Raw genomic sequence first — 6,060 nt, forward strand, 5'->3', positions numbered from 1 at the left:
GGAAATCAACAGACCCGTTTTACATTCCAACTAAAATAAAAAAACCGTAGACAAGCACGATTTTCATCGGATTTGTCTACAGCCTGAGCTTGGACAGAATAAAATGTCCAAGCTTTTTATGTTATCGTAAAGCAGGGTTAAACCAATTTTTCCAGATTCACGCGCTTGTGGATGGCGAGCATGATTGGGATGCCGACTGCCATGACAGTTAACTCTCCGGCAGCTGTTGTCAGCCAAGTGAACCAGAAAGGCAATTGGAATGCCAGATTCAATTCAATGGCGATCAGGAACATCGTAAAGGTGAAAACCAAAGTGTTCACGATCATCCGTGCGACAATGCTCTTGATATATTTTGCTGTGAAAATGGTGATTAGCAAAGAAATCACAGACTGGCCAACTCCGAAGACAAGGTCATAAGCGACCATCGGAGAAAAGAGCAGGTTTGTTAAAAATACACCTAATACGATTCCGTAAAAAAATTTCTTATTGAAAACAATCAGGTGGTTAAACATTTCCGATACACGGAATTGGACGTTCGTGAAGCCAAATGGCTGAATAATAGCAGAAACGGCAATATATAATGCTGCGAGAATTCCGTTTCGGACAATCGTTCTCGTATTCATTCTTCATCTCTCCTAGTTTTTTAACGTGGGATGGTTACGAACCACGTTTGTTTTGAAAGCCAATTTTAAATTATATAGGATAAAAGACCTTATCACAATACAATTTTTTAGGTGCAGAAATATAGGAATAAGGAGTTTTTACGAATGGAAATTAGATCCTATGCAACGGCAGATGCTCCGGCAATCTTGGAATTATTCAGAGGAACCATTCTAACGGTTAACCTCGGAGATTATACAAAAGAGCAATGTGAAGTCTGGGCTAATAGTTTTTCGAGTATAGATATTTTAGACAGCAGGCTAAAAAACAGTTTTGCGGTGGTAGCTGAACTGGATGGCGTAGTGGCAGGTTTTGGCAGCCTTAACCACCAGAGGGAAATTGATCTCCTATACACTCATAAAAACTATCAAGGGAGAGGGATTGGTTCAGCGATATTAAAAAGACTAGAATCAGTAGCTTGCTTAAAGGGATATGAAGAGCTGACTACAGAAGCCAGCATTACAGCGAAGGGCTTTTTCAACTCAAAAGAATACATGACGGAGCTGAAGAATAATAAGAAAGTAAATGGAATTGAGTTTGTTAATTTTATTATGAAGAAGATATTGTGAATGTTCTTCAGCTGCAAGGTGCTTGAGCAAAGAAGCAACGCTTGGACACACGTTACTTCTTTGTTAAAAAATTTCTGGTAAAACTCCTGTCTCAGTCTGCCGCTTAGTTGAGCATAAATTCGAGCAAACCTCCGAAGCAGACGCAAAATCAGGATTGACCCCATTTCTTTTATAGGATATTATTATACCGATAGGGGTAATGGTATAAAAGTATTTTCTGGTGCGACGAATGGTCTACAAAAATAATAATCCGAGAATAAATTTAGCAATGGCTTTTAAATTAAAAGGAGGAATAACAATGAGTAAAAAAGTAGCAATTATTGCAAGTAATGGTGGTTTATTTGATGCATATAAAGTATTTAATATCGCAACAGCGGCAGCTGCAACTGATCAGGAAGTAGCAGTGTTTTTTACATTTGAAGGGTTGAATTTAATCCATAAGGAAGCATACAAGCAGCTTCCTATGCCTGAAGGTAAAGAACACTTTGCCGAAGGTTTTGCAAAGGCTAATGTTCCAGCTATTCCAGAATTGGTTGAAATGGCGGTAGAAATGGGCGTTAAATTTATTGGCTGCCAAATGACAATGGATGTAATGGGACTTGAAAAAGAAGCTTTTGTTGAAGGAATTGAAGTAGGCGGAGCTGTTACATTCTTAGAATTTGCAACAAGTGCAGATGTAACTTTGACTTTCTAAGTTATGAATGAGTTTTCAACCAAAGAATAAATGAAAGCAATAAATGCAAAAGGCTTAGCATGTCTGATGCCGATTGTACAAATAGAACCAGAGTATCCACAACCCTGTAAAAGTAGACCTCAAAAAAGCAATTTAAGGTGCGGCCTTTTCCCAATAGAATATTTGGGAAAGGCCGCTTTATTTTTCTTGGAAACTTTTTTATCCGTTATATGAACCCTGGCATTTATGCGGTTTTACTGATTGCTGGCTAATGTAGCTTTCTCGGATACATCCACCATCCAGGACACAATTGTGGTACTGTCACGAACGTTGTCTTCCTGAATTCCCTTTAATAAAGTTTCTACACTTTCTTCATTAGAAGATTTTGAGAAAACCCGGAAAATGTTCTGTGGCGTGGAGAATCTTTCGCCAGGGCATTCTATTAAACCGTCGGTTGTCAGCAAAAGATGATTAATGCCTTGCCGCAGTTCCTTTCTGCCGGAGCTGTAGCAGGGGACGGGCATTTCAAAAGTGTTTACTTGTCCAATCCACTCATAAAATTGCCTTTGATTTAATTGATGCTGACCGATTGCGGATAACTCTGGGTGATGCAAATATAAAATACAGTCGCCGACAGAGAACCACCAGCAGTACCTGCCTTTCCTTGCTGCGATTAAACAGGCGGTTTCCCCTTTAACTCTACTGCATTCAGCCATAAATTCTTTGCTTTGAAAAAGGTTTAGCACTAATTTTTCCAGGCTTATGAATGCTTGATCTGGCTGAATGGATAAACATTCTTTTATCTCTTTTTTTCGACGTTCAAAGGTTTTGACAATCAATTCCGCGCTTTCAGCGGAGTTATGGGCATCTAAAAGAACGACAAACTCCCAATCTTTTTTTTGATCAATCAATAACAAGCAGGCATCCTCATTCTTGTATTGACCTGCAGAGGAATTTCCTCCGTAGCGTCCAACAATAACTTGGCCAAATTGTTCAACGCTTTTGGTATCGACAAAAGTATTCTGGCTTCCGACCCAGCTAAACTCATACTCTTTATTCATATTGATTTAAGACCGCCTTTCGGCTCATGATATGCCCTGCACCCTGAACAGTATAGCCGACAAACACATTTATAATCGAACGAGATGTTATCTCACCAGCATGCTTGCTGCAATCAAAACAATCCTCCACCACTATCACACCTTTTCAAAATATTTCTAAAATTATAATATAATGTCAGCCTAAAAGATATCATTATCTAAAAAAGCTCCCTTAAACTAGGGAGCTTTAAACACGTGATTTCAGCCAATCGTTTTCTTTCTTCAAAGGATGTTACATATATAGTTTTCAAGGAAACTAACGAAATGCAAGACCTTTTCTCTTATGAAAATTCAATTGGATATCCTTGATGTTGAGGTTTCAAGGCTGTAGATCTATCTAAGTATAGATGAAGAAGTTTCTTAATAAAATAAACAAGGAGCTAAAATGACCATTTTAGCTCCTTGCTTATTTTTATTTTATAAAACTATTAATTTTCGTTTTCATCATCCATTTCATCTTGCTGTTCGCCATCACTTGGGCCATTATCTTGGTCAACACCATCACCACATGCTGTTAGACCGCCTAGAATCACACTTAGTGCCAACCCGCTTGCTAATAGTTTCTTTTTCAATATCATGAATAACAGCTCCTCATTATTAGATTGTTGCTTAAAGAGTAACTACCCGTTTATTTGAGAAGACAAACTTCCTTGAATTGTCGACCCCTTGCTGCACCATATTATTAGGCAATTTGTCCGAACTTTGATTCGTGAAATAACAAAGATTTTTTAAGAGCGAAAACGGAAAGCAGAAATATGGAATTTAGAATTTTATTATTACTCATTAATCATTCAATAAACTTTAAAACAACCAACCAATCATGCTTTAACTTACTAAAAGTAAGCAATCTGCATTATAATATTATGGTAGAGCTAATAAGCTCTCTATCTCATGATGATTAAAAAATGGATTGGACAGGGACCAACACAGGAGGGGTAAATCATGTTCCAAAGAGATATTAAAGATCATTGGACAGTACAATATGAAGAAAAGGATTTTCCGCATGTCCAAATGGGACTTATTTTAAATCCGCAGAGATGGAGGGAGTTGGATCCTTTTATCCTGATGGCAGAGGACTGGTTCAAGCGCGGGACTTTTTCCGATCATCCGCACCGTGGTTTCCAAACGATAACTTATGTGATAGATGGCAGGCTTGAGCATATCGATAATCATGGCGGGCACAGCATTCTTGAGGCTGGGGATATTCAGTATATGAATGCCGGGTCTGGAGCGAGACATGCTGAAGAGGCAGTTGATCACGACATTGCTCATACTCTGCAGCTATGGCTGAACCTGCCTAAAGAGTTAAAGAGCACAAAAACCTCCTATCAAAATGTGTATTCCGAGACAGCACCAATCGTCCAATTCAAAGGTGGCTCAGCTAAGGTGTACGCAGGCCAAACAGCAGGGGTAAAAGGACCGCTTGAACCATTGGTGCCATTCGCACTCTCAGAAATTAGCCTATCAGAGAAGTCTGCCTATTCGTACGAACTTCCAGAGGGACATAATGCATTTCTATATGTTCTTTCTGGCGACCTTATGGCAGGAACCGGTGAAACCAACCTGAAAAAATCATCGGCGGCAACTTTAACCTTCAATGATGGCGGCGCTGGTCCAAGTGAACTATTGCTTAAAGCAAACAAACGCTCAAAAGTCTTAGTTTATTCGGGCAAACCCATTAAGGAAGAAGTAGTTGCCTACGGCCCATTCGTCATGAATTCAATGGAAGAAATCCGCCAGGCCTACCGGGATTATCATGAAGGGAAGTTCGGCGAGGAAGCTAAGTAGGGATTTTGAGAATTCATTAAAAATTTCTATATCTTTTTTTCTGTCGAAAAAGTAAGATAAAAGTAGAATTAAAATCCGATAATGGCAAACTCAGGGAAATCTGGGGACGCAAAACTACAGGGGCTAATGTCAATCAGACGATGCCAGCCAGTTGCCGAAGATTCACATAGCAGATGCGTGTGTGCTGTTCTTCGGGCAGCACTTTTTTATTTTCCATCGATTTTAATTCAAACTTTTAAAATGGGGGAAAAAAGATGAAGAGACTTTTAACAACAGCAGTTTTGACAGGGGTGCTTGCCTTTGGCACGATCGTATCGGCCGATGAGGTAGTTGAAACAACTGCCCCGGGTACAACACCTGACGAGTTTTTATTTACCTTTGACCAATTGTTTGAGGAATTAAAGCTTTTAGTAACCTTTGATGATGAGAAAGAAGCTCAGCTGCTGCTTGATTTTGCCAGCGAGAGACTTGCAGAAGCAGCCGCGATGTCAGAAGAAGAGAAGGATGAGTTTGTTCAAGAAGCATTAGAGGATTATTTAGCGGCACTTGATGAAGCTCAGGAAAAGGTTACTGAAGTAATTGTTGAAGAAGAAACAGATTCTGAAGGTGCAGATGAACTCACCAAAGAATTAGAGGATGTTGCTGAAGTAGAAGATGAAATTGCCGAGAATGTTGAAGATGTACTAAAGGAAGAACTGGAAGAATCTGTGGAAGAGGCAAAGATTGTTGCGAAGGTAGTGCAGGGGCTTGATCAGGCAATGGTCACTCAGCTTCGTGAAGATGCTCTTGGATACGGACAAATTGCGCAGATTTTCTGGCTCGCAGAAGCATCAGGCAAAACAGTTGAGGAAATCGCTGCTATTTATACAGAAGAAAAGGTGGGCTTTGGACAAGCAGCCAAACAGCTTGGCGTTCATCCTTCGCAGATGAAAGGACTCGCATCTGGAAAGAAACAGGTCTCTGACGAGGAAGATGCCGAAGATGAATTGACGGAAGAAGAAACAGAGTCCGGTGAAGTTGGAGCTGAGGATGGAGATGCCGGGGTTGAAGAAGGCACTGAAACTGAATCAGAACAGCCAGGAGATACTGGGACAGAGGATGGAGCTGCCGAAACAGCTTCCGTTGAACAAACGACTGTACAAGCAGTAGGAGTAAAAACAGTAAAGAGCACTGAGAAAAAGACTGCTGCCCAGCCGGCAACAGTTAAAGCAGATGAAAAGAAAGCTGCAGCAGCTAAGAAGGCAGAAGAGCAAAAAGCGGCAGCTGCCAA

The 6,060-nt window shown here is 40.2% G+C and carries 8 protein-coding genes and 2 riboswitches; of the genes, 4 read left to right on the plus strand and 4 right to left on the minus strand.

The genetic code is table 11. The annotated features are described in order from the left end of the window. Nucleotides 1–137: 137 nt before the first annotated feature. The gene (locus tag V7654_RS07555; protein WP_335429633.1) at nucleotides 138–623 is read right to left on the minus strand and encodes a QueT transporter family protein; all 486 of its coding nucleotides are present in this window, start codon (nucleotides 621–623) and stop codon (nucleotides 138–140) included. A gap of 6 nt (nucleotides 624–629) precedes the next feature. After that, nucleotides 630–674, minus strand: a riboswitch (PreQ1 riboswitch). Between the two features lie 93 nt (nucleotides 675–767). On the opposite strand from V7654_RS07555, the gene V7654_RS07560 reads away from it, so the two are divergent. Together V7654_RS07560 and V7654_RS07565 are read left to right on the plus strand one after the other, a co-directional pair. After that, nucleotides 768–1,229 carry a GNAT family N-acetyltransferase gene (locus V7654_RS07560; RefSeq protein WP_335429634.1) on the plus strand — a complete coding sequence of 154 codons (462 nt, stop codon included), beginning with the start codon at nucleotides 768–770 and terminating at the stop codon, nucleotides 1,227–1,229. 298 nt (nucleotides 1,230–1,527) lie between these two features. Then, nucleotides 1,528–1,923, plus strand: a complete 396-nt coding sequence (locus V7654_RS07565; RefSeq protein WP_335429695.1) for a DsrE/DsrF/DrsH-like family protein — start codon at nucleotides 1,528–1,530, stop codon at nucleotides 1,921–1,923. 233 nt (nucleotides 1,924–2,156) lie between these two features. Here the strand turns inward: V7654_RS07565 and V7654_RS07570 are convergent, their stop codons facing one another. The 3 genes from V7654_RS07570 to V7654_RS07580 form a co-directional block, all read right to left on the minus strand. Further along, nucleotides 2,157–2,963, minus strand: a complete 807-nt coding sequence (locus V7654_RS07570) for a protein phosphatase 2C domain-containing protein (protein ID WP_335429635.1) — start codon at nucleotides 2,961–2,963, stop codon at nucleotides 2,157–2,159. Continuing rightward, on the minus strand, nucleotides 2,956–3,093 hold the full coding sequence (locus tag V7654_RS07575; RefSeq protein WP_335429637.1) for a hypothetical protein: 138 nt from the start codon (nucleotides 3,091–3,093) through the stop codon (nucleotides 2,956–2,958). Before V7654_RS07575 ends, V7654_RS07570 begins: the two co-directional genes overlap by 8 nt. A gap of 337 nt (nucleotides 3,094–3,430) precedes the next feature. After that, entirely contained in the window at nucleotides 3,431–3,580 is a 150-nt protein-coding gene (locus tag V7654_RS07580; protein WP_335375220.1) for a hypothetical protein, read from the minus strand. A gap of 364 nt (nucleotides 3,581–3,944) precedes the next feature. On the opposite strand from V7654_RS07580, the gene V7654_RS07585 reads away from it, so the two are divergent. Beyond that, a complete protein-coding gene (locus V7654_RS07585; protein ID WP_335429638.1) occupies nucleotides 3,945–4,790 on the plus strand; it encodes a pirin family protein in 846 nt (281 codons plus the stop codon). A gap of 73 nt (nucleotides 4,791–4,863) precedes the next feature. Beyond that, nucleotides 4,864–4,949, plus strand: a riboswitch (cyclic di-GMP riboswitch). Nucleotides 4,950–5,044: 95 nt separating this feature from the next. Next, on the plus strand, nucleotides 5,045–6,060 hold a 1,016-nt coding region (locus V7654_RS07590), incomplete at its 3' end, for a DUF5667 domain-containing protein (protein ID WP_335429640.1).

Origin of the sequence: Bacillus sp. JJ1609 (genome assembly GCF_036967045.1) — a bacterium.
Lineage (GTDB): Bacteria > Bacillota > Bacilli > Bacillales > Cytobacillaceae > Mesobacillus.

Bases quoted from the DNA above. Each gene is read 5' to 3' on its own strand.
- V7654_RS07555 (WP_335429633.1), bottom strand. From the start codon at position 623: ATGAATACGAGAACGATTGTCCGAAACGGAATTCTCGCAGCATTATAT.
- V7654_RS07560 (WP_335429634.1), top strand. From the start codon at position 768: ATGGAAATTAGATCCTATGCAACGGCAGATGCTCCGGCAATCTTGGAA.
- V7654_RS07565 (WP_335429695.1), top strand. From the start codon at position 1,528: ATGAGTAAAAAAGTAGCAATTATTGCAAGTAATGGTGGTTTATTTGAT.
- V7654_RS07570 (WP_335429635.1), bottom strand. From the start codon at position 2,963: ATGAATAAAGAGTATGAGTTTAGCTGGGTCGGAAGCCAGAATACTTTT.
- V7654_RS07580 (WP_335375220.1), bottom strand. From the start codon at position 3,580: ATGATATTGAAAAAGAAACTATTAGCAAGCGGGTTGGCACTAAGTGTG.
- V7654_RS07585 (WP_335429638.1), top strand. From the start codon at position 3,945: ATGTTCCAAAGAGATATTAAAGATCATTGGACAGTACAATATGAAGAA.